General features: G+C 72.0%; 13 protein-coding genes. 5 read left to right on the top strand and 8 right to left on the bottom strand.

Annotated features, from left to right (window positions below):
* Window positions 1-91 precede the first annotated feature (91 nt).
* Window positions 92-1,216, top strand: coding sequence for an efflux RND transporter periplasmic adaptor subunit (locus tag G4D86_RS29360; RefSeq protein ID WP_163997377.1), 1,125 nt, complete (start codon window positions 92-94; stop codon window positions 1,214-1,216).
* Window positions 1,213-4,836 carry an efflux RND transporter permease subunit gene (locus G4D86_RS29355; protein WP_163997376.1) on the top strand — a complete coding sequence of 1,208 codons (3,624 nt, stop codon included), beginning with the start codon at window positions 1,213-1,215 and terminating at the stop codon, window positions 4,834-4,836. Before G4D86_RS29360 ends, G4D86_RS29355 begins: the two co-directional genes overlap by 4 nt.
* Before the next feature lie 26 nt (window positions 4,837-4,862).
* On the opposite strand, the gene G4D86_RS29350 is transcribed toward G4D86_RS29355, so the two are convergent.
* Window positions 4,863-5,840, bottom strand: coding sequence for a hypothetical protein (locus G4D86_RS29350; RefSeq protein WP_163997375.1), 978 nt, complete (start codon window positions 5,838-5,840; stop codon window positions 4,863-4,865).
* 198 nt (window positions 5,841-6,038) lie between these two features.
* Here G4D86_RS29350 and G4D86_RS29345 point away from each other — a divergent pair, with 198 nt between their 5' ends.
* Together G4D86_RS29345 and G4D86_RS29340 are read left to right on the top strand one after the other, a co-directional pair.
* The gene (locus G4D86_RS29345; protein ID WP_163997374.1) at window positions 6,039-7,622 is read left to right on the top strand and encodes an alpha/beta hydrolase family protein; all 1,584 of its coding nucleotides are present in this window, start codon (window positions 6,039-6,041) and stop codon (window positions 7,620-7,622) included.
* Between the two features lie 241 nt (window positions 7,623-7,863).
* Window positions 7,864-9,282 carry a sigma 54-interacting transcriptional regulator gene (locus G4D86_RS29340; RefSeq protein ID WP_163997373.1) on the top strand — a complete coding sequence of 473 codons (1,419 nt, stop codon included), beginning with the start codon at window positions 7,864-7,866 and terminating at the stop codon, window positions 9,280-9,282.
* A 28-nt stretch (window positions 9,283-9,310) separates the two neighbouring features.
* Here G4D86_RS29340 and G4D86_RS29335 read toward each other — a convergent pair whose 3' ends face one another.
* The 4 genes from G4D86_RS29335 to G4D86_RS29320 form a co-directional block, all read right to left on the bottom strand.
* A complete protein-coding gene (locus G4D86_RS29335) occupies window positions 9,311-10,663 on the bottom strand; it encodes a serine/threonine-protein kinase (protein WP_163997372.1) in 1,353 nt (450 codons plus the stop codon).
* Between the two features lie 21 nt (window positions 10,664-10,684).
* The gene (locus G4D86_RS29330) at window positions 10,685-12,160 is read right to left on the bottom strand and encodes a hypothetical protein (protein WP_163997371.1); all 1,476 of its coding nucleotides are present in this window, start codon (window positions 12,158-12,160) and stop codon (window positions 10,685-10,687) included.
* A gap of 163 nt (window positions 12,161-12,323) precedes the next feature.
* Window positions 12,324-16,307 carry a serine/threonine-protein kinase gene (locus G4D86_RS29325; protein WP_163997370.1) on the bottom strand — a complete coding sequence of 1,328 codons (3,984 nt, stop codon included), beginning with the start codon at window positions 16,305-16,307 and terminating at the stop codon, window positions 12,324-12,326.
* 15 nt (window positions 16,308-16,322) lie between these two features.
* Window positions 16,323-18,179 (bottom strand): OPT family oligopeptide transporter, encoded by a 1,857-nt coding sequence (locus tag G4D86_RS29320; RefSeq protein WP_163997369.1) that lies wholly within the window; start codon window positions 18,177-18,179, stop codon window positions 16,323-16,325.
* A gap of 72 nt (window positions 18,180-18,251) precedes the next feature.
* Here G4D86_RS29320 and G4D86_RS29315 point away from each other — a divergent pair, with 72 nt between their 5' ends.
* Window positions 18,252-18,650: a hypothetical protein gene (locus G4D86_RS29315; RefSeq protein ID WP_163997368.1), complete on the top strand. Its 399-nt coding sequence runs from the start codon at window positions 18,252-18,254 to the stop codon at window positions 18,648-18,650.
* A 93-nt stretch (window positions 18,651-18,743) separates the two neighbouring features.
* Here the strand turns inward: G4D86_RS29315 and G4D86_RS29310 are convergent, their stop codons facing one another.
* Genes G4D86_RS29310 through G4D86_RS29300 form a run of 3 tightly spaced genes read right to left on the bottom strand, consistent with a single transcriptional unit; the run spans window position 18,744 to window position 20,901 of the window.
* Window positions 18,744-19,751 (bottom strand): carbohydrate kinase family protein, encoded by a 1,008-nt coding sequence (locus tag G4D86_RS29310; RefSeq protein ID WP_163997367.1) that lies wholly within the window; start codon window positions 19,749-19,751, stop codon window positions 18,744-18,746.
* 19 nt (window positions 19,752-19,770) lie between these two features.
* Window positions 19,771-20,505: a DNA repair protein RecO gene (recO, locus tag G4D86_RS29305; RefSeq protein ID WP_163997366.1), complete on the bottom strand. Its 735-nt coding sequence runs from the start codon at window positions 20,503-20,505 to the stop codon at window positions 19,771-19,773.
* Between the two features lie 9 nt (window positions 20,506-20,514).
* Window positions 20,515-20,901, bottom strand: a complete 387-nt coding sequence (locus tag G4D86_RS29300) for a helix-turn-helix domain-containing protein (protein ID WP_163997581.1) — start codon at window positions 20,899-20,901, stop codon at window positions 20,515-20,517.
* Window positions 20,902-20,905: the final 4 nt, after the last annotated feature.

Below are 20,905 nucleotides of genomic sequence, written 5' to 3'. Positions count from 1 at the left end.
GCCGAGCATCTCGCCTCGCCTGGCACCCGGCCTCGCGCCGGGAGGCCAGGCGGCGGGCGGTGACTGCACCCGCATCTCCGGAGTCCGCCCCATGTGGAAGAAGTCCCAGGCCGCCGCCCTCGCGGCCGTGAGTGTCGCGCTGTTCGCCTGTGGCCGCACGCCGCCTCCGCCCCAGCCGGCCACGGCGGTGAAGGTGGCCACCGTCGGCACGGCGGAGGCCCGCTCGGATGCGCGTTTCTCCGCGGAGATCCAACCCGCGACGCGCGTGGAGCTCGCGTTCAAGGTCGGAGGCTACGTGGACTCCATCGCCCGGGTCCGCGACGCGGACGGCGCGTGGCGACTGGTGCAGGAGGGCGACGCCGTCAAGGAAGGCATGGAGCTGGCGGCGCTCCGCAAGACGGACTTCGCGCAGAAGCTGGCGGAGGCGCAGGCGGCGCTGGCTCAGGCCCGCGCCGCCGAGGAACAGGCGCAGCTCAACTTCGACCGCACCAGCAAGCTGGTGGCCGCGCAGGTGGCCACCCCCGCGCAGCTCGACACCGCGCGCACCCAGCGAGACAGCGCCGCCGGTGCCAGCGCCGCGACCCGGGCCCGCGTCGACGAGGCGCGCACGGCCATGGCCGACGCGACGATTCGCTCGCCGCTGGAGGGCATCGTCCTCAAGCGCGCAGTCGAGGTGGGCGCCCTCGCCGCGCCCGGCACCGTCGCCCTCTCCGTCGCGGAGACGCGCAGCGTCCGGGTGGTGTTCGGCGTCCCCGACACGCTGCTGCCGAGCGTGCGGCTGGGCGCGCTCCAGACGGTGACCACCCAGGCCTTCCCGGGTGAGTCGTTCGAGGGGCGCATCTCCCGCATCGCTCCCTCCGCGGACCCGAAGGGCCGCGTCTTCGCGGTGGAGGTCTCCATCCCCAACCCGGGCCTGCGCCTGAAGCCCGGCATGGTGGCGGCGCTCGCCCTGCACCACGACGGCACGCCTCCGCCCGCGCAGCTCCTCATCCCCCTGTCCGCGGTGGTGCGCTCTCCGAAGAACCCGCAGGGGTTCGCGGTCTTCATCCTCGACGACGCGGGCGGCAGGCCCGTGGCCCACACCCGCGAGGTGGAGCCAGGCGAGTACCTGGGCTCCATCATCCCCGTGAAGCAGGGCCTGAAGGCCGGTGAGCGCATCGTCGTCACCGGCGCCAGCCTCCTGTCGGACGGTGAGGCGGTCGAGGTGATTCCGTGAGCGCCCCTTCCGCAGAGGGCGGCGGCTCACATGAGGAACGGGAGCGCGCCCGAGACGAGGAGCGGGTCCGGAGCACGCACAACACGGCGCGCTACTTCACCGAGCAGCGCCAGGTGGCGTGGGTGTTCCTCGCCTTCACCCTCGTGTGGGGCGTCTACGGCTACCTGAAGATGCCGAAGGCGAAGGACCCCGTCATCGCGGTGCGCGTGGCCGTGGCCATGTGCGTGTGGCCCGGCGCCGAGGCGGAGAAGATTGAACAGCTCGTCACCCGGCGCATCGAGCAGAAGATTGCCGAGAACGCCAGCGTCGAGAAGGTGGAGTCCATCAGTCGCACCAGCCTGTCCGTCGTCTACGTCACGCTGAAGGACGACGTGACGGACCGGGCCCGCGAGTTCGATGACATCCAGGGCCGCCTCAACAGCCTCCGGGATTTGCCGAGCGGCACCGGCCCGGTGCAGTTCCTCAAGGACTTCGGCGACACGGCCACGCTGATGCTCACCGTGGCCAGCCCCCGGGTCAACGACGTGGAGCTGGAGCTGCGCTCGCGCTCCCTCTCCCGGGCCATCGAAGCGGTGCGCGCCTCCGCGCCTTCCTCCGGACCGCGCGCCACGGTGGTGGTCAGCTTCCCGCCGGACATCAACGCCACGTCCATGCAGCGCCTGGGCGACGAGGCGCGCCGCTACTTCGAGGGCCTGTCCGACTCGCGCGACGCCCGGCTCATCCAGAGCCCCGGCTTCATCGGCGTCGACGTGGCGACGTCCCTCACCGACGAGGCGCTGCTGGCGAGCCTGCGGGGCTTCGCGCAGGAGCACCTGAGCCTCTCGGAGCTACACCCCGACGTCTGGCGCCCCGTCGTCGTGCGCGCGCCCGGCGACGCCAGGGCCCGCCTGGAGGAGAGCGCGGGAGACCGCTACAGCCACCGCCAGCTCGACGACTTCACCGACACGCTCCAGCGCCACCTCCAGCGGCTGCCCATCGTCTCCAAGGTGGCGCGCACGGGCGTGCTGCCGGAGAAGGTGTTCCTGGAGTACTCGCAGGAGCGGCTCGCGTCCTACGGCCTGCAGCAGTCCGGGCTCGCGAACCTCATCTCCGCGCGCAACATCACCGCGCCCGGCGGCATCGTGGAGGTCGGCGGGAAGTCCGTCACCATCGACCCGTCGGGCGAGCTGGGCAACGAGTCCCAGCTGGGCGACATCGTAGCCACCACCAGCGCCAGCGGGGCGCCGGTGTACCTGAGAGATTTGGTGGACGTCCGGCGCGACTACCAGAGCCCCGCGCGCTTCCTCAACTACCTGCACGTGCGCGACGCACAGGGCCACTTCGTCCGCTCGCGCGCCATCACCCTCGCCATCAACATGCGGCCGGGGGCGCAGATCTCGGAGTTCGGCACCGCCGTGGACGCGGAGCTGGCGCAGGTCCAGAAGCTCCTTCCCGAGGACCTGGTCATCCGCCGCACGTCGGACCAGCCCCTTCAGGTCAGGGAGAACGTCAGCCTCTTCATGTCGTCCCTCTACGAGGCCATCATCCTGGTGGTGCTCGTCGCGCTGGTGGGCTTCTGGGAGTGGCGCACCGCGCTGCTGCTGGCCCTGTCGATTCCCATCACCCTGGCGATGACGTTCGGGCTGATGCACGTGTTCGGCGTGGACCTCCAGCAGATCTCCATCGCGTCGCTCATCATCGCCCTGGGGTTGCTGGTGGACGACCCGGTGGTGGCCAGTGACGCCATCAAGCACTCGCTCACCCAGGGGTGGAAGCCGCGCGTGGCCGCGTGGCTGGGCCCGACGAAGCTGGCCACCGCCATCCTCTTCGCCACCATCACCAACATCGCCGCCTACCTGCCCTTCCTGTCGCTGCCGGGCGACACGGGCCGCTTCATCCGCACGCTGCCCATCGTCCTCACGCTGTCGCTCGTCGCGTCGCGCATCGTGTCGATGACGTTCATCCCCCTGCTGGGCTCCGCCATCCTCCGCGCGCCGGACTTCAAGGAACCCACCGTGGAGGAGCGGCGCTCGCGCGGCTTCGCGCGCCGCTACTACCAGGTCGTCGGGTGGGCCATCGACCACCGGCTCGCCGTGCTCGCCGTGTCGCTCGTGCTCCTGGTCCTCGGTGGCGCAGTGGGGAGCAGGGTCCGCTCCGCCTTCTTCCCGAAGGACCTCTCCTACCTGTCCTACGTGGACGTGTGGCTGCCCGAGGACGCCACCCTGTCGGCCACGCGGGACACGGCGCGCGAGGCAGTCCAGGTCATCCAGGAGACCTCTGCCGAGTTCGGCCGCACGCACGCGGGCGAGGACGGCAAGCCCGAGGAGGTGCTCGACTCGGTGACGGAGTTCGTCGGCGGCGGTGGCCCGCGCTTCTGGTTCTCCGTGGCGCCTGAGCAGCAGCAGCTCAACTACGCGCAGCTCGTCATCCAGGTCCGCAACAAGGAGCACACGCGCGAGCTGGTGCCCCTTCTTCAAGAAAGCCTGTCCCGCACCATCCCCGGGGCGCGCATCGACGTGCGTGAATTGGAGACGGGCAAGCCGGTGGGCATCCCCGTGTCGCTGCGCATCTCCGGAGAGGACATCGGCCAGTTGCGCGCCATCGCGGACAAGGCCAAGGCCATCCTCCGGGCCACCCCGGGCGCGGCCCGCACCCGGGACGACTGGGGCAATGACACGTTCTCCGTGAAGCTGGAGGTGGACCCTGACCGGGCCAACCTCGCGGGCGTCACCAACCTCGACGTGGCCACGTCATCCGCCATCGCCATGAATGGCGTCACCGTGGGCCAGCTCCGCGAGGGCACGCACCAAATCGACATCGTCGCCCGCCTGCGCTCCGACGAGCGGGCACGGCTGGGCGACATCGAGAACCTCTACGTCAGCTCGCGCACCGGTCCGCAGAAGGTGCCCCTGCGCCAGGTGTCGCGGGTGGCGTACTCGCTCCAGACGGAGAAGATCCGCCGGCGCAACCAGTTCCGCACCATCACCGTGGCCACCTTCCCGCAGCACGGCGTGCTCGCGTCCGAGGTCATGAAGGCCGCGAAGCCCGAGCTGGAGGCCCTGGGCCAGAGCCTGCCCCCGGGCTACACGCTGGAGGTGGGCGGCGAGGCGGAAGAGCAGAAGAAGAGCTTCGCGAGCATGGCCGTGGTGCTCGTCATGCTCATCGTCGCCATCTACGTGGCGCTGGTCGTCCAGTTCAAGAACGCCCTCAAGCCGCTGGTGGTCTTCGCCGCCCTGCCCTTCGGCGCCGTGGCCGCGCTGGTGTCACTGGCCGTCATGGGCGCGCCGTTCAGCTTCATGGCCTTCCTCGGCGTCATCAGCCTGATGGGCGTCATCGTCAGCCACATCATCGTGCTGTTCGACTACATCGAGGAGGCACACGAGCGCGGCGAGCCCCTTCGCGAGGCCCTGCTCGACGCGGGGCTGATGCGGCTGCGGCCCGTGCTCGTCACGGTGGGCGCCACCGTGCTGGGCCTGATTCCGCTCGCCATGCACGGCGGGCCGCTGTGGCAGCCGCTCTGCTATGCGCAGATTGGCGGGCTCACCGTGGCCACCGTGCTGACGTTGCTGCTGGTGCCCGTCCTCTACACCGTGTTCGTGCGCGACTTGCGGTGGATTCAGTGGAAGCCACCGGCCGCGTGAGGACGGGCACCCGGGACGCCGTCACCTCACCAGAAGTGCTCCTGCTCGAGGACCAGCACCTTGCGTGACTCCGGGAACAGGATGACGAAGAGGTTGAAGTCCGAGCCCTGCACCGGGCTGGCGTAGGACGCCACCTGCACGTTCTCCGTCCCGTTGCCGTACGTGGCGAGCATCTGCTCCGGCACGTCGTACGTGGAGAAGATGGGGAGCAGCCTCGGCTCCAGGTCCGCGTACGGGAAGGTGCCGGTGGCCTGGTAGCCGTAGGTCTGGAAGTGCGCCTGCTGCTCGACGGTGCGCGTGGCCATGGCCAGCGTGGGCGGGTCCGTGTACGGCCACGCGAAGTGGTACGCCGTCAGCCAGCCGTTGCACGCGCCCTCGCAGCCCCAGTAGACGTCCTCGTTCATCGTCTCCTCGAGCGCGGGCGTCAGGGACTCCTGCTGGAGCTGCAGCGCATAGCCAGACGGCGCCGGCGCCGAGACACACCCGCCGGCGAGGCAGTCCATCTGGAGGCGGAACTGCTTGCCCACGCCGGAGCCGCTGCTCACGACGACGAGGTACTCGCCCCCCGCGAGATTGACGGAGGAGATGCGGCTGAGCTCGCCGTAGCCGGAGTCGTCATCCTGGGCCAGCAGCGTGGTGCCGAAGCTGCCGTTGGCCTGGCGCGGCCCGTACAGGAACAGGCCCGTGTCCAGGTACATGCTGCTGCCCAGGTGCGTCACCTCCAGCTTCACGGTGGAGCTGGGGCGCACCTGGAAGCTGATGCCGAAGTACTGCGGCGAAGTGGTGTACTGCGCCTGGATGGAGCCGGGGACGTTGACCCGGCCCATGTACGTGGTGCTGTCCAGGATGTTGCCGCTGGCCGGCGCGGCCGGCGGATAGAGCACGGCCTGCGTGCTCTCGCCCACCGGGGACGTCGGGGACACGTCGGGTTCGGTGACGCCACCACATGCGGCGGACACGGCCATCAGCATCGCGAGACAGGACTTCAGGAGCGGCGAGCGCATCGGTCTTCCTCTTGGGGTGTGCGGGGAGGGAAAGCGGAAGTGAAGCAGATCCTCTCGATGCCACGCGAGCAGGTGACAGCCGCGTCACGAACATGCCGCGCCGCGTTTTCGTGCACGTGACGGTGACACAACGCGCGAGCCGCGGTGTTCCGTGCGCGTCCGAGAGAGCCGGCGGCCCCGCCGCCAGGAAGAGGAAGCATGCGTACGTGGGTGTCGAGGCGTCATCACATCGAGGGACCCGGCGTCGCGCTCGCGCTGGCGTGGAGCCTGCTGGCCGGCACGGGCTGCGACGGAGACGACACGAAGCCTCCCGATGATTCGCCCTCCCTCCCGACGCACACCCGGGTCGACAACGCGGCCCTCGACGTGCTCCCAGGCGTGTATCCCAATGCCCTCGACGTGTCGGGCACGGGGAACCTCGAGGTGGCGGTGCTCGGCGCCGAGGGGCTCGACGTGAGCGACCTGGAGCCGGCGGAGGCGACGCTCTGGGACGCGAAGGAGGAGTCGAAGGTCCAGGCGCTGGGAGCCGCGACCGTGCGCGACGTGGACGGAGATGGCCGTCTCGACGCCGTGCTGACGTTCTCCGTTCCCGCGTTGAAGAAGGCGGGCGTGCTGACCCCGGAGACCCACCGGGTCGTCTTCCGCGGGAAGACGCGGAGCGGTGCCGAGCTCTCCGCACAGGACGCGGTGCACGACGTCCAGCACGTCGTGGTGCGGCTTCCCGCGCCGACGGGCCCCCACGCGGTGGGCACACTCGAATATGCCTGGACCGACACCTCGCGCGAGGAGTCGCTGACGCCAGAGCCGGGTGACTGGCGCGAGCTGAAGGTGCGCCTCTGGTATCCGGCCGTGGCGCGGCCCCAGGCGCAGCCCGCGCCGTACTTCCTCCAGCCGCTCGAAGGCGAGCTGTTCGCCACGCTGGGGGGACTGCCTCCCCAGGTCCTCGGCTTCGTCCTCGCAAACGCGGTGCGCGGCTCCTCCCTGCCCGAGGGCTCGGAGCGCTTCCCCGTGCTGCTGTTGTCACACGGCTACGGCTCGGCGAGCGCGCTCAGCTCGCGTGTCGCGGAGGACCTGGCCAGCCACGGGTACGTGGTGGCGGCCATCTCCCATACGCGGAGCAGCAGCCCGCTCGTCTTCCCAGATGGCCGCGTGGTGGGTGACGTCGTCGAAATCTCTCCGGCGGACCCCGCGCTGAACCGGCGCGTGCAGGACCTCTGGACGGGGGATGCCCGGTTCGTGCTCGACCAGTTGGTGCGGCTCGACGAGGGCGATGCGCAGGGGCGCTTCACCGGACGGCTCGACCTGTCGCGGGTGGGGATGTTCGGCCACTCGTTCGGCGGCTCGACGGCGGGCGAGGCGTGCCGCACGGATGCGCGCGTCGGGGCGGGGCTCAACCTGGATGGGACGTTCTTCGGCGACCTGGAGGGCGAGGTCCGCGTCCCCTTCCTGGTGATGAACAGCGAGGAGGCCGCCGCCGACCCCAGCCGCGCTCGCTTCTTCGAGCACCTCCGCGCCACCGGCTATGACGTGAGCCTCCAGGGTGCCGGGCACTTCTCCTTCACCGACCTGGGGCTGTTCCTGCCGCTCCTGCGGCACTACCTGCCGAACACGAAGGCCGAGGCCTACCAGCTGGGGACGCTCGACGGAGCGCGCGCATCCTCCCTCACCAATGCCTACGTGCTCGCCTTCTTCGACAAGCACCTGCGCGGGCGCTCCGCCCCGCTGCTTGACGGCCCCTCCGCGCAGAACCCGGAGGTGGAGCTCGTCGTTCACGCGCCCTGATGCAACGCTGTAACATCTGGTGTCACAACCCGAGGCTCCGTTGTGGCGCCTTCCGTTACGCGGCGTGAGCGCGTCCCTCTGGGTGGCTCGCGGCACGCGTGCTGCAACCAGAATCCATCATCACGGCTTGTCCCGAGGGGGGACGCGGAGCCTGGCCGGCTGGACACCGCCGTGCCGGGCTCCGCATGCAGTTCCGAAGCGGGCGGCCTTGCGGGTCAGGGGCCGTGATATCTTGAATTTCATGTCAGCACTGGACCGCCCCCGGGGCCCCTCCACCTCGCCGGACGCGAAGGGCGAGCCCCCCTGGACGCAGGAGGCCGAGGAGGGCGGAGACGAAGCGCTCCACGTGACGTTGCCGTACGAGCATGCCCGCCGGGCCTATGACGCCTCCACCGTGCGCCGCTTCCGGCTCACCGTGGCGGAGGGCCCCGGCGCGGGGACGATGTGGGAATCCACCGCGGACACGTGCTCGGTGGGCTCGCACCCGCTCAACGACTTCACGCTGGATGACCCCACCGTGTCGCGCTTCCACTGCGAGGTGCGCATCGGTCCGCGCGGGCCGCAGGTGAAGGACCTGGACAGCCTCAACGGCGTCATCGTGGACGGCGTGCAGGTGGTGGAAGGAGTGCTGCGCAGCGGCAGCCTGCTGCGGCTGGGACGCGTGGTGCTGCGCTTCGACTTCAGCGCGGAGAGCAACCGGCTGCCCCTCTCGGAGAACACGCGCTTCGGCACGCTGGTGGGCGCGTCGGTGGCCATGCGCGGGTGCTTCGCGATGATGGAGCGCGCGGCGGCCCGCGACGTGACGGTGCTGCTGGAGGGCGAGACAGGCACGGGCAAGAGCCAGGCTGCCATGGCGATTCACCAGGCCAGCCGCCGGCGCGACGCGCCCTTCCTCGTGGTGGACTGCGGCGCCATCCCCGCGCACCTCCTGGAGAGCGAGCTGTTCGGCCACGAGAAGGGCGCCTTCACCGGCGCGCTGCACCGCCGCGTGGGTGCCTTCGAGGAGGCCGTGGGCGGCACGGTGTTCCTGGACGAGATTGGCGAGCTGCCCGCGGAGCTGCAGCCGAAGCTGTTGCGCGTGCTGGAGAACCGGGAGATTCGCCGCGTGGGCAGCAACACGCACCAACCGGTGGACGTGCGCCTCATCGCCGCCACGCACCGCGACGTGCGCGCGGAGGTGAATGCGGGACGGTTCCGCTCGGATTTGTTCTTCCGGCTGGCGGTGCTGCGCATCTCCCTGCCGCCCCTGCGCCAGCGGCCGGAGGACCTGCCCATGCTGGTGGAGGGCATCCTCGACTTGCTGGGAGCGGACCGGGAGCGGACCCCCGCGCTGCGCACGCCGGACTTCATCGCGCGGCTGCGGCACGCGGCGTGGCCGGGCAACGTGCGCGAGCTGCGCAACTACCTGGAGCGCTGCCTCGTGTTCGAGGAGGCGGTGGACCTCTCCGAGGAAGAGGCGCTGCACGGTGGCCCGCCGGAGGTGGACCCCTCGCAGCCGTACGCGGACCAGCGCCGTCGCATGGTGGACGACTTCGAGCGGCGCTACCTGCGTGCCCTGCTGGAGAAGCACCAGGGCAAGGTGGCCCAGGCCGCCGTCACCGCCGGCATGGACCGCGTCCACCTGTACCGGCTGCTGCGCAGGCACGGCATCAAGCCGTGAGGCCCGGCGGCGCACGGTGATGCGTGCGTCAGTGCCGGCCGACGACGCGTGAGCGCCCTACTCCGGCTCCGGGCTCCGTGAGGAAGCCCGGCTCCAGGTCCTTCAGCGCCGCCTCGGTGGCCACGAGGCCCGTGCCCGGCGACTCCGCCACCCAGCCCGGCAGGTGCAGCAGTCCCGCGTTGGCCACATGGACGGTGACGGCCAGCGCCACTCTGCCCGCCGCACCCGGGTTGCCCGCGTCCGTCACCAGCGCCAGCGCTGAAGCCATCACCCGTTCGCGCAGGGCCCGCTCGCGGGCCTCGTCCTCCGGCAGGGCGGCCAGGGCCAGCACGCAGCCGCTTCCCTCCACCTTCACGTCCAGCCCCGCCTCCCGCGCCGCCTTCCCGGCCCGCTCCAGCAGCGCGTCCAGCCGCTCCAGCGCCGCCGCGTCCGGTGCGCCCGTGAGCCGGGCCTCCGCGTACAGCGCCACCGCGGCGCCTGCCTTCGCCGGAGTCCGCCCGCCGCGCACCGCGACGCGCAGCTCTTCCAGCAACGAGTCCACGTCCGGGTAGCGGTCCTCGCGCCGCTTGCCGAGACACCGCAGCACCACCGCATCCAGCGCGGCGGGCACGGGGGCACGCTCACCGGGACGCGGCGGTGGCGCATGGAGATGCTGCTCCTCCACCTCGTGCCGTGTGGCGCCCTGGAACGGCGGCTGTCCCGTGACGAGCTGGAACAGGAGCACGCCCACCGCGTACAGGTCCGTGCGCGCATCGGGGGGCTCGCCGCGAATCTGCTCGGGCGCCATGGACAGCGGCGTGCCCAGCGCCACGCCGGTATGCGTGAGCGTGGACGCGCCGGGTGCGTCGGGCGTCAGCCCCTTGGCCACGCCGAAGTCCACCAGCTTCACGTGGAGCGCCTCGCCTCTCGCGGAGAGGCGCACCACGTTCTGCGCCTTCAAGTCGCGGTGCACCACGCCCGCCCCATGCGCGGCCCGCAGCGCGGCGCCCACCTGCTCCAGCACCTCCAGCGCCTCGTCCGCGGACAGCGGGCCTCTCGCGGCCAGCTCCGCCGCGAGGTCCCTGCCCTCCAGCCACTCCATGGCGATGAAGGCCCGTCCGTCCGGCAGCTCTCCGTGCCCGAGCACCTCGACGATGTGCGGGTGGCTCAACCGCTGGAGCGTGGCCGCTTCGCGGCGGAAGCGGCGCAGCGCGGTGGTGGCGGTGGCCGACTGCGGGTGCAGGACCTTGAGAGCCGCGGGCGCGCCGGTGCGCACGTCCTTCGCGCGGTAGAGCGTGGAGACGGGCCCGCGGTAGTGGACGCGCTCCACCACCCAGTGCCCCACCAGGGCACCGGCGCCCAGCTCCTCACCGTAGAGTGGCTCTTCTCCGCCTGGCACCATGCGCTCCCGGAACGTGCCTCGTTACTTCCGCCCGCACGAGCGCGTGCCCGTGGCCGACTGCACCGTGTCACACGCGGAGTTCAGCCAGGTGGTCACCGGCTCTCGCCAGACGTTGCCCAGGGTGTCCTTGCACTTCTCGAAGTCTCCATCGCCCGAGACGTCGGGCCCATCCTGAATGGCGCACATCCCCGGGGAGGAGTTCGAGTTCCAGCACGGGCCCGTCACCGTGGCGGCGCAGTTCTCGCCGGACGACGGCAGCGCGCAGACGCGGTTGCTCGAGTACGCCGCCCCCGACGACCAACTCGGGTCGTAGCAGGAGAACATCTTCCGGTAGATGGACCCCTGGACGTGCACGTTGTCGCCCACCACCGTGTAGGTATCTCCCTCGCGGGCGACGTACACGTTGACCTGCGGGTGCAGCGCCACCGGGTCGAACAGGTTGCCGTAGAAGGCGCCTTCGCGCATGCCGTACACCTGCTGCTCGGACAGGTTGTACTGCGCACCGGCGCTCGAGCTCACCGCCACCGTCGCCGAGGACGTCGTGTCCAGCGAGCTCCACGGCGCGGTCATCACGCTGAACCAGGCAGTGGTGGGGTTGCCCTGGTAGGGACAGGTGAAGGACGTCACCGGCGCGGACCCGGCGCAGCTCCCGACGGCCTCGGTGACGAAGCGGCCCCCCAGGTGGTCACACCCGACGATGCCGTCGCAGACGCGCAGCACCATCTGCCCGCCCGTGCTGGAGCCCAGCCCCGGCCCGGGGCAGGAGGTGGGGCCACCCGCGCCCACCCACACCTGCGAGCCCGGCGTGCAGGAGCCGATGGCGTCCGCCTTCCAGCCGCAGTCGCGCGCCGCCCCGGTCTGCGTTCCGGCGCAGGGCGTGAAGCTGTTCAGCGCCACCAGCGGGTTCGGGTCCTGCTCCGCCGGACGCGTCACCGGCTCCATCGTGAAGACGCCCGGGCCCGTCCAGTGCTCGCCCCGGATGGACAACTCCACGCGCCGACCCAGCGCGTTGTTGCGCGCGAGGATGCACGCGGACACCAGACGCTTGCATTCTCCGGTGGGCGCGCTGGTGGCCCAGTCGGGGCACAGGCCCGCCTTGCCGTACCACTTCCTGGGACCGGCCGACGCCGCCCGCGGGTCATACCACTCCAGGATGTCTCCCGCGGGCAGCGCGCAGCCCACCAGGTACTCCATGAACTTCTGCGCGTCCGGGTCCTGGAGCTGCAGGCGGATGTGAGCGGGGCCCGAGATGGCCGTCGGACCGAAGAGCGACGTGAGCGCGTTGGACGCCAGCAGCCCGTTGGACGTCGGGTTGGCGGAGAGGGCGTTGAGGACCAGCGCGTCCGTGGTCAGCGAGTTGGCGATGCGGATTTCCGCGACCTGCGAGGAGGGCTCCGGGGACCCGTCCGCATCGTGAAGCCCGGTGCCACAGCCAGCGAGGGCAAGGACCAGCAGACAGAGGGTGACCGGCAGCGGGCGACACGGACGGATGGCCATGGAGCTTTCCTCCAGTTGCAACGGGGGAGATGACGGGATGCACCGCAGCAAGCACAGGACGAGCCAGCCTCCGGAATACCCCGGCTCACCAGGAGAACCACGATGAGCCCCGGCCGTCTGTAGCGAGGAACGTCACATCCCCGGGGCGTTGTGACGTTTCGCGCTACACGGCCCACAGGGAGGCCCTCAGTGACTCCAGGCGGGGGCGCCACAACGGAGCACCCTCCACGGCGCGCTCGGCCCGCTCCAGCCAGTCGCGGGCCTCCCGGGTCCGTCCGGACTGGAGCGCGCCCCGGGCGGCCTGGAGGAGGATTTCGGCCTTCTCGTCGGCCGACGCGTACGTGTCCGCGTCCTCCGCCAGCGCCTGCCAGGCTTGGGCATCCGGGGCCGCGCTTCCGGGAGCGGCCTCGCGCACCTGCAATTCCACCAGCCGGCGCATGACGGCGGTGGGCGGCAGGGACTCCGGAGGGCAGTGCGCCTCAATCCAGCGCAGCTGCCGCGCGGCCTCTGTCAGGTCTCCGAGCGCCGCGCCGATGCGCGCCAGGAGCAGCGCGTCCACCGGCACCGGGTGCTCGCGGAAGAAGCGCACGCCCAGCTCGTGGACGCGGCGGGCCAGCGGCAGCGCTTCCTCCAGGCGACCCTGCATGTAGAGCACCTCCGCGAGGTTGAAGGTGGACCAGCGCTCCACCTGCGCATGGCCCAGCTCGCGGCCCAGGGCCATGGCGCGCCGCAGGTCCTGCTCCATCCGTCCCACGTCGCCCAAGCGAAGCCAGAGCAACACGCGGTTGATGAGGGTGGCGGCGAGGTGGAGCGCGTCGCCGGTGTCCTCGCAGCGGATGAGCGCCTCGTCGAAGCGCGTGGCGGCTTCCTCCGTGCGGTCGAGGAAGGTCAGCGCCGAGCCCAGCAGCGCGCCGGCCACCACCAGCGTCTCGTGGTCTCTCGCGCGCTCTGCGCCCTCCACGGCAGAGGTGAGCACGCGGGCCGCGGCGCCCCACTCGCCCTGGCGCACGTGCAGCCGGCCCCGGGCCAGGGTGCAGCGCAAGGACAGGCGCGGGTCGTCGAGCTGTTCAATCCGCTCCAGCGCCTCGCGCGTGCAGGCGGAGGAGCCGTCGGCGTCCTCCATCCAGTCGCGCGCGGTGGCTTCCTCCAGCAGCAGGTCCACCTGGAGCGCCACGTCCTTGCGCGCCTCGGCCAGCACGCGCGCGGCGGCCAGGTCCGCGAGTCCCTCACGGAAGCGCTGGAGCCGGTGCCGCACACGTCCACGACCCGCCAGCGCGCGGGCGCGGCGCTCTCCGTCCGCCTCCGGCAACAGCGCGAGCGCGCGGGTGTAGTACTGCTCGGCCTCCACGGAGAGGTGGGCGCGGCGCGCATCTTCAGCCAGTGCGAGGAAGGTGGCGGTGGCCTCCGCGTGGGCGCCACAGGCCGCGGCGTGGTGCGCGCGGCGGCGGCGCTCGGCCAGGCCCTCGGTGGGCGTGGCGCGCAGCGCGGCAGCGTGAAGGGCGCGGCGAGTCGGTGGAGGAAGCAGGGCCTCCAGGGCCTCGCGCAGCAGCGGGTGTCGGAAGGCGAAGCGTCCCGGGCCGGAGGGGCGCAGCAGTCCCGTGCGCGCCAGCCGCTGCAGCCCGGCGCCCGCGTCCAGCGAGGCCACGCGCTCGGTCTCCTCGTTGAGGTCGAGCTGCCGCAGCGCCGCGTCCACGCGCGCCACCTCCACCTCCGTGCCGAGCACCGCGCACAGGCGCGCGAGCACCCGGTGGGCCTCGGGAAGTCCGGCCAGCGAGCGCGCGGCGAGCCGCTCGAAGAGCGGGGTGATGGAGACGTCCAGCAGCGCGTCCGGGGCGACGTACCAGCCGCCGCCGGGAGACGTGCGCAGCGCCCCCGCGGCCCGGAGCGCTCCGGCCAGTTCCACGAGGGAGAGGGGCACGCCTTGCGCGAGCTGCTCCAGTCGCGCGAGCACGGGCTCGGGAATGTGCTCGGCGGGGCGGAGCAGGCGCAGGAGGAGCGCGCGGCTGGCCTCGGGTGACAGCGGGGGCAGCGCGTGGTGCGAGACGCGGGCACTGCGCTCGCCCAGGTGCGGGCGCAGGCCCAGCAGCGCAGGCCGCGCGGCGATGCACACCCAGAGCGGCGCGCGAGTCCCGGCGAGGGTGGCCACCTCCAGCGCATCGAGGCTGGTGGGGTCCGCGAGGTGACCATCGTCCACCAGCAGCACCAGGGGTGCCTGCCGAGCATGATGGCGAAGCTCCTCGGCGAGGGCGCGCGCGGTGGCGTGGCGTACGTCGGCGAGAGGCGGTGAGCCCTTCTGGCGGAGCAGCAAGGGCGTGGCCTCGCGGCCAACGAGGTTCGCGGTGCGCTCGGCCTGGAGCTGTGTCGAACGTGCCGGGGGCTCACCCGACGCAGGCTCGGCTCCGTGCGGTTGCGGCCCGCTGCTGACAGAGGGTGCACGCGAGAGGGCGACCATCAGCGCGTCATGCAGTGGCTCCTGCGTGACGGCATCTGGCGAGGCCGCGCGCAGGCGCACCACCCGGGCGCGCCCTTCCCCTTCGAGGCGCGCGGCCAGCGTCTCCATGACCCGGGACTTGCCATGGCCCACCTCGCCCGTGAGGACACAGAACCCGGGGACACCATCGCCGAGGCACAGCGCCGCCTCTCCCATCAGCACGGCCACCACGGCCTCACGGCCCGACAGCGGAGGCGCCTCGGACGAAGACGTGGAGGCGCCGCCGTCATGGAGCCGCAGACGCAAGCTCTCGTCCCTCGGACGCGAAGCCTCCGTGGCCGCGGGCTCCGTCGCGCCGTGCCCGAGGCGCGCGGCGGCCGCGGGCGTGACGCTGGCCTCGCCCACCGCGAGGTCCTCGGGCCACCAGTCCGCGAGCGCTTCGAGTGCGGCGCCGGCAACGCGCGTGGTGGTGGCGCCCGGGTACACGTGCAGCTCCGCGAGGTGGAGGACCGCGCCGGCCCTTCCCTCCTCCGCCAGCCGCCTCGCGACGAGCGCCCCCGCCCGCAGGTTCGCCTCGGCCGAGTGCGACTCGGAGAAGGCGACGACATAGCCATGCGACCGGACGCGCGCGAGCGTGCCCCCATGCGGCTCGACGGCGGCGAGCAGCGCATCCACGGTCAGCTCCGCATGGACACCGAGCAGCGCCACGGGCCGCAGCCCCGTCCCCGACGTCGGGAGTACCGCCACGGGAGCCGCGACGGACGGAGAAGGCCCTGCTGCCGAAGCCTCCTCACGACAGGCGACATCGAAGGCGGAGAGCACCTCGGAGGCCCGCGCGTAGCGCTCCGTGGGTGACTTGGCGAGGCAGCGGCGCAGCACCTCATCGAGCGCGGCCGGCACGCTCGCGCGCTCCGAGACACGCGGCGGACGAAGGCTCACGTGCCCGTGGCGGATTTCCTCGGAGCCACCGGTGAAGGGCGGTGAGCCCGTAAGCAATTCGAACAGGAGGACGCCGAGCGCGTAGATGTCCGCGGCCGCGCCTGCCTCGCGTGCGTCCAGGCACTGCTCGGGCGACATGTAGATGGGCGTGCCCAGGCGCTGGCCCACGGGGGTGAAGCCCTGCGCCTCCGCGTCCGGTGCGACGCCCTCTCCGGGCTCATCGAGAAAGCGCGCGAGGCCGAGGTCGAGCAGGCTGAGCGCGCCGCCCTCGCGCAGGAAGATGTTCTCCGGCTTGAGGTCGCGGTGCGCGAGCCCCGCGGCATGGACGCGCTCCACGGCGGCGCACAGGCCGCTGAGCAGCTCCCGCACACGTGGCACGGACGCGGCGCCCGTCCCGGGCAGCGCGGCCATCCACGCGGCGAGCGTCTGTCCGTGCAGGTGCTCCAGCACCAGGAAGGGGCGGCCGCGCGTGGTGCCGTGCTGGAGCAATTCGGGGGCGGTGGGCGGACCCAGGCGCCGGAGCGCGGCGGCCTCGCGGGCGAAGCGCTCGTGGTGGGGACCCAGGCCCAGCTTGAGGGCCACCTCGCGCCCGTCCTCTTCGCGGTACGCGGTGAAGACGTGGGAGAAGCCTCCCTTGCCCAACAGGGCGGCACTCGTCAGCCCGGGCACGTCCGGGAGCGGCAGCGGCTCGGCGGGAAGGCCCGGCGAGGGTCGCTGGCCGTGCACGGGACACGCCGCGCCGATGGTAAGGCGGCGGTGGCAGACCGGACAACGCATGGGCGGGGGCCCACGTTACCAGAGCGCTCGGACCAGGACGATGCCGACCCCCACGAGTCCCTCCCCCGCGATGAGGCCCGCGGCGAGCGTCACCACTCCCCCCTCGGCGGTAGGACGCATGCGCCGCGTCACGGCCGCGCCCAGGGCCCCCAGGAAGAAGCCCAGCGAGGTGGAGGCCGGCACCAGGCAGGCCAGGCCCATGCCCAGGGGGGACGGCACCCACCGTTGCGCCCGCTCGGGCAGCAGGCGCTCGGCCAGGGTGAGGACGGCGGCGAGCAGCGCGGCCCACAGCATGGCCACCCGCGTGGTGTGCTCCAGGCCACTCAGTCCCGTGGACAGCACCTGCGCCATGCCCGCTGTCATCGCGGCGACGGGTGCGGGAAAGCGCTCACTCCCCAAGACGGAGCGGTCCGGCACGAGCAGGAAGAAGAGCGGGACCACGGCGGCGGCGCCCACGACACAGCCGAACAGCTGCGCGAGGAACAGCCGTCGCGGGTGGGCCCCCAGCAGGTGTCCCGTCTTGAGGTCGCTGAGCAGGTCCGCGGCAGACGACGCCGCGTTGACGGTGATGCCAGCGGTGGCGAGGTTGGCCTCGACATTGCGCGGCAGCAGCACGCCGAAGGTGAGCTGCGTCACCTGCTGGAGCGGACCCACCGGGGTGGCATCCGTCTCGCCCGTGACGCGACAGGCGATGAGGCACAGCACGAAGGAGAGCGCCACCGCGAGCGCCGCGTGCGGCAGCGGTACGCCGAAAGCGAAGTGGGCCAGGGCGAGGATGGCCGGTGTGAGCACGGCCACGCCCCCCAGCACCCACCGCCCCGGGACTTGGAGAGCATCCACCGGATGGGGCGCCGCGCGGCGGCCGGAGAACAGCCCTCGCAGCGCGCGGCCCAGCACCCGCCCATCCAGCGCGAAGTGCAGCAGCGACGCGGTGGTCAGCGCGGCGGCGCCAGGCCAGAGACTCCACCCGAGGAACTCTCCGTCCGCCGGAAGGAGCCCCGCGGCGAATACGCGCGGAGCGACGATGCCGTGGATGAGCAGCGCGCCCAGCAGCCACGAAGCGGTGAGGCGCAGGCCGAGCAGCGCGCCCCCGCCGATGGCAAGGAGGCTCGTCTCCAGCCCGAAGCCCAGGCGCTCCAGCGGCATTCCACCGAGTGAGCCCGCGAAGGGGATGACGTACGGGATGCGCCCGAGCCCTTCTCGGACCGCGGTGACGAGGCCCGCCACCAGGCCGCCCACGCCGAGCATGCGCAGTCCCGGCCGGGCCTCGGTGCCCGTCGTGTGCAGGGCGCGGATGGTGACAGCGGCGGCGGTGCCGGTGGCGAAGGGAAGCTGCTCATGGTCCACGAGCCGGCGCTTGAGGGGCACGGCGAAGAAGACGCCCAGGGCCGACAGGAGGAAGGTCCACGAGAGCAGCGCCCAGCCCGGAGGGTGACTCCCGGTGGTGATGAGCCACGCGCCCTGCACGGAGATGAGCGCCCCACCGGTGGCGTAACCGGCGGAGGACGCCACCGCCTGCGCGCAGCATGTCTCCAGCGGGGACAGCGGGGCCCCCGAGACGCCGGGCGCGAGGCGGCGCAGGGCCCCATGCGACGCATGCGCGAGCAGCGCGGCGGTGATGGCGACGGGAAAGGCGACGGCCAGCTTGAGGCCCGCGTAGAGATTGGTGGCGCAGGTGACGGCACCGATGGCGCTCCCCAGCAGCACGGCGCGCAGGGTGAGTTGGGGGACGCGGTCTCCCTGGTACACCTCGCGCAGCCAGTACGTGTCCGCGTCCTCGGGCGTGCCGCCGGGGATGCTCAGCAGCGACAGGGAGGCGGGCGTCGGAGCCTCATCTTCGGGTGCGGGGCGTGGAGCGGGCTGGGCGGCCATGAGCCCCCATCCTTCCACCCCTGGGGCCCCGGGCACGAGCCCCCTCGCTCGCCTGCCCGCTAGACTGGGCACATGGCCTCTTCCGACGACGCGATGACCTCCGGGTCCATCAACCTCGGGTTGATACAGAAGTTGATGAAGGACGACTCCGTCGCCCCGCTCATCCACGTCCTCTTCCGACTCACCGTGGAGGTGGAGGCGCTGCGAGAGGCCCTGTCGAGCCCCGACACGCCCGAGTCGGTGCGCCAGAGCTATCGACAGGCGTACGCGCGCGTCGCGGTCCTGTCACACAACGCGGCGGGGCTCGGCGGTGGGACGGAGAAGGTCCTCAGTACGTACTTCCCCAGGGCACGCGAAACGTCGACCGCTCCGTACGCGACGGAGCGGATGATGATGCAGCGGCTCGGCGCGACGGAGGAGGAAATCGAGAAGCTGTGCCGGAAGATGGACGAGGTCAGCATGTACACGTGAGGTGCATGCGCCAGACGGCCATCCCTCGCGCGCAGGGAAGCGCAGCACGCGCGGCCCCCGAGTCGTCGCGGGACTCGAAGCCCGCCTGCCTCTTCAGGGAGCCGCGGACGGGCGCGAGGGCATCACCGCCGTCAGCTCTTCCGCGCGCGGCAAGCCCTCCACCGCGCCGAAGCGCTGCACCACCCGAGCGCCCACGTCGCAGGCGAAGGTGGTCAGCGCCGTCAGCTCCTCGCGCGAGGCGCCCGACAGCGCCCGCGCGTCGCCGTACCACCGCACCAGTCCGTGCAACAGCGCCGCCACGAAGCCATCCCCTGCGCCCGTGGTGTCCAGCACCGTCACGCGTGGCGCGGGCACGTGGATGCGCTCGCCCTTCCACAGCAGCACCGCGCCCCGCTCGCCCAGCGTCACCACGGGCAGCAGCACCCCGAGGGCGGCCAGCCGCACCAGCGCCTCGTCCGGCACGTCCGTTCCGGTGGCGAAGCCAATCTCCTCCTCGGAGAGCTTCACCACGGTGCACAGCGGCAGCATGCGCGCCAGCTGCCCCTTCAGCTCACTCGGGTCCGCCCAGGCGTGGAGGCGCAGGTTGGGGTCGCAGCTCACGATGCGGCCCGCGCCGCGCGCCAGCTCCATCATGCGCACCGTGGCCTCGCGGGCCTCCTGATGGTGCAGCGAGTTGGAGCCGCAGTGCACCGCCTTCGCCCGCAGCAGGAAGTCCGGGTCCACGTCCGCCGCGCCCAGCAGGAACTCCGCCGAGCGCGTCCGGAAGTACGTGAAGCTGCGCTCCCCGCGCGCGTCCAGCGAGATGAAGACCAGCCCGGTGCGGGCCTCGTCCGTCTGCCGCAGGTGGCTGACGTCCACGCCCTCGGAGGCGAGGCGCTCGCGCAGGAAGTGACCGAACTCGTCCGAGCCCACCACGCCCAGCATGGCCGGCCGCATGCCCAGCCGGGCCAGCCCCACCGCGACATTGGCCGGAGAGCCGCCCGTGCACGGATGCCACGCGGGCACGTCGCGCACGCGCTGGCCCGGGGCCGACGGGAGGAAGTCCACCAGCGTCTCGCCGAAGCACACCACGTCCAGCGGTGGCACCGTCCCCTCGCTCATCACGCCTCCGAGCGCGCCGTCAGTCCAGGCCCACCTGGGCCATGAAGTCCACGCTCTTCAGGCGCCGGCCGAGGTGGTGCGAGATGAACACGTTGAGCAGGCTGCGCGCCCGCGCCCGCAGGTCCGCGGGCAGCGGCGTGCGCTGGCCCTCCTGCAGCGCGCGCAGGCCCGACAGCAGGGCCACCGGCACCGCCACCGACTCGCGGGCGCGGCCGCCGCACGGCTCGCACACCGCGCCGCCGTGAGCCTGGTCGAAGCGGGGGCGCTCGCCGGGCTCACCGCCGCACAGCGAGCACGTGTCGAAGCGCGGCATCAGCCCCGCGTGCGCCAGCGCGGACAGCTCGAAGGCGAGCAGCGACGTGGGGCCCGCCTCCTTCGCGTCCAGCCGCACGAGGTACTCCTCCAGGAGGAGGAACAGCTCCGGCTGCGGCTCATGGTCTCTCGTCAGCTCGCGGCACAACTCCACCGAGTACAGCGCACGGGCGATGAGGGACAGGTCCTCGCGCGCCGCGTAGTAGCCCGACACGATGTCCGTCGAGTCCAGCCGCACGGTGCTGCCGCGCGTCTCGACGATGTGCACGCGCAGCCGCATGAACGGCTCCAGCGCGCCCGCGAAGCGCCGCTTGCTCTTGCGGGCTCCGGCGGCGAAGGCCGTCAGCTTTCCGTGCTCCCGCGTCAGCAGGGTGACGAGCCGGTCTGCCTCGCCATAGTCCATGGTGGACAGCACGAGCGCGTCGTCGTCGTAGCGCTCCATAGGGTGGATTCAACGCGTGAGCGGGGAGGGAAGCTTCCCGCTCAGCACGAGGAACAGGTACACGCCCAGCAGCAGGGCCACCACCAGCACCGACAACCCCACGTACGCCCGCTTGCGCCGCTCCTGCTCGAGCTGCACCGGCGAAGGCGCCGGCACCGACTTGTCCACCTCCTCGTAGCGGAGCACCGCCTCCTCGGGGGACATGCCGATGACGCTCGCGTACGCCTTGATGTAGTTCACCACGAAGATGCGCGAGGGCAGCCGCTCCACCTGGCCGGCCTCCAGGGCCGCGATGAGGGTGGGAGGAATCTTCGTCTCCCGCGCGACGTCATCGCGCGAGAGTCCCCGAAGCTCCCTCTGCTGGCTGAGGTACTTGCCGAATTCGACGTGGTCCACGGGC

Origin of the sequence: Pyxidicoccus caerfyrddinensis (assembly GCF_010894405.1) — a bacterium.
GTDB classification, from domain to species: Bacteria; Myxococcota; Myxococcia; order Myxococcales; family Myxococcaceae; genus Myxococcus; species Myxococcus caerfyrddinensis.
Note: the sequence above shows the minus strand (reverse complement) of the source record. Positions and strands in the feature narration are given on the sequence as shown.

What these genes read in the sequence shown, in the direction of transcription:
- G4D86_RS29360 (WP_163997377.1), top strand. Translation starts at nt 92, where the DNA reads ATGTGGAAGAAGTCCCAGGCCGCCGCCCTCGCGGCCGTGAGTGTCGCG.
- G4D86_RS29350 (WP_163997375.1), bottom strand. Translation starts at nt 5,840, where the DNA reads ATGCGCTCGCCGCTCCTGAAGTCCTGTCTCGCGATGCTGATGGCCGTG.
- G4D86_RS29345 (WP_163997374.1), top strand. Translation starts at nt 6,039, where the DNA reads ATGCGTACGTGGGTGTCGAGGCGTCATCACATCGAGGGACCCGGCGTC.
- G4D86_RS29340 (WP_163997373.1), top strand. Translation starts at nt 7,864, where the DNA reads ATGTCAGCACTGGACCGCCCCCGGGGCCCCTCCACCTCGCCGGACGCG.
- G4D86_RS29335 (WP_163997372.1), bottom strand. Translation starts at nt 10,663, where the DNA reads ATGGTGCCAGGCGGAGAAGAGCCACTCTACGGTGAGGAGCTGGGCGCC.
- G4D86_RS29330 (WP_163997371.1), bottom strand. Translation starts at nt 12,160, where the DNA reads ATGGCCATCCGTCCGTGTCGCCCGCTGCCGGTCACCCTCTGTCTGCTG.
- G4D86_RS29325 (WP_163997370.1), bottom strand. Translation starts at nt 16,307, where the DNA reads ATGCGTTGTCCGGTCTGCCACCGCCGCCTTACCATCGGCGCGGCGTGT.
- G4D86_RS29320 (WP_163997369.1), bottom strand. Translation starts at nt 18,179, where the DNA reads ATGGCCGCCCAGCCCGCTCCACGCCCCGCACCCGAAGATGAGGCTCCG.
- G4D86_RS29315 (WP_163997368.1), top strand. Translation starts at nt 18,252, where the DNA reads ATGGCCTCTTCCGACGACGCGATGACCTCCGGGTCCATCAACCTCGGG.
- G4D86_RS29310 (WP_163997367.1), bottom strand. Translation starts at nt 19,751, where the DNA reads ATGAGCGAGGGGACGGTGCCACCGCTGGACGTGGTGTGCTTCGGCGAG.
- recO (WP_163997366.1), bottom strand. Translation starts at nt 20,505, where the DNA reads ATGGAGCGCTACGACGACGACGCGCTCGTGCTGTCCACCATGGACTAT.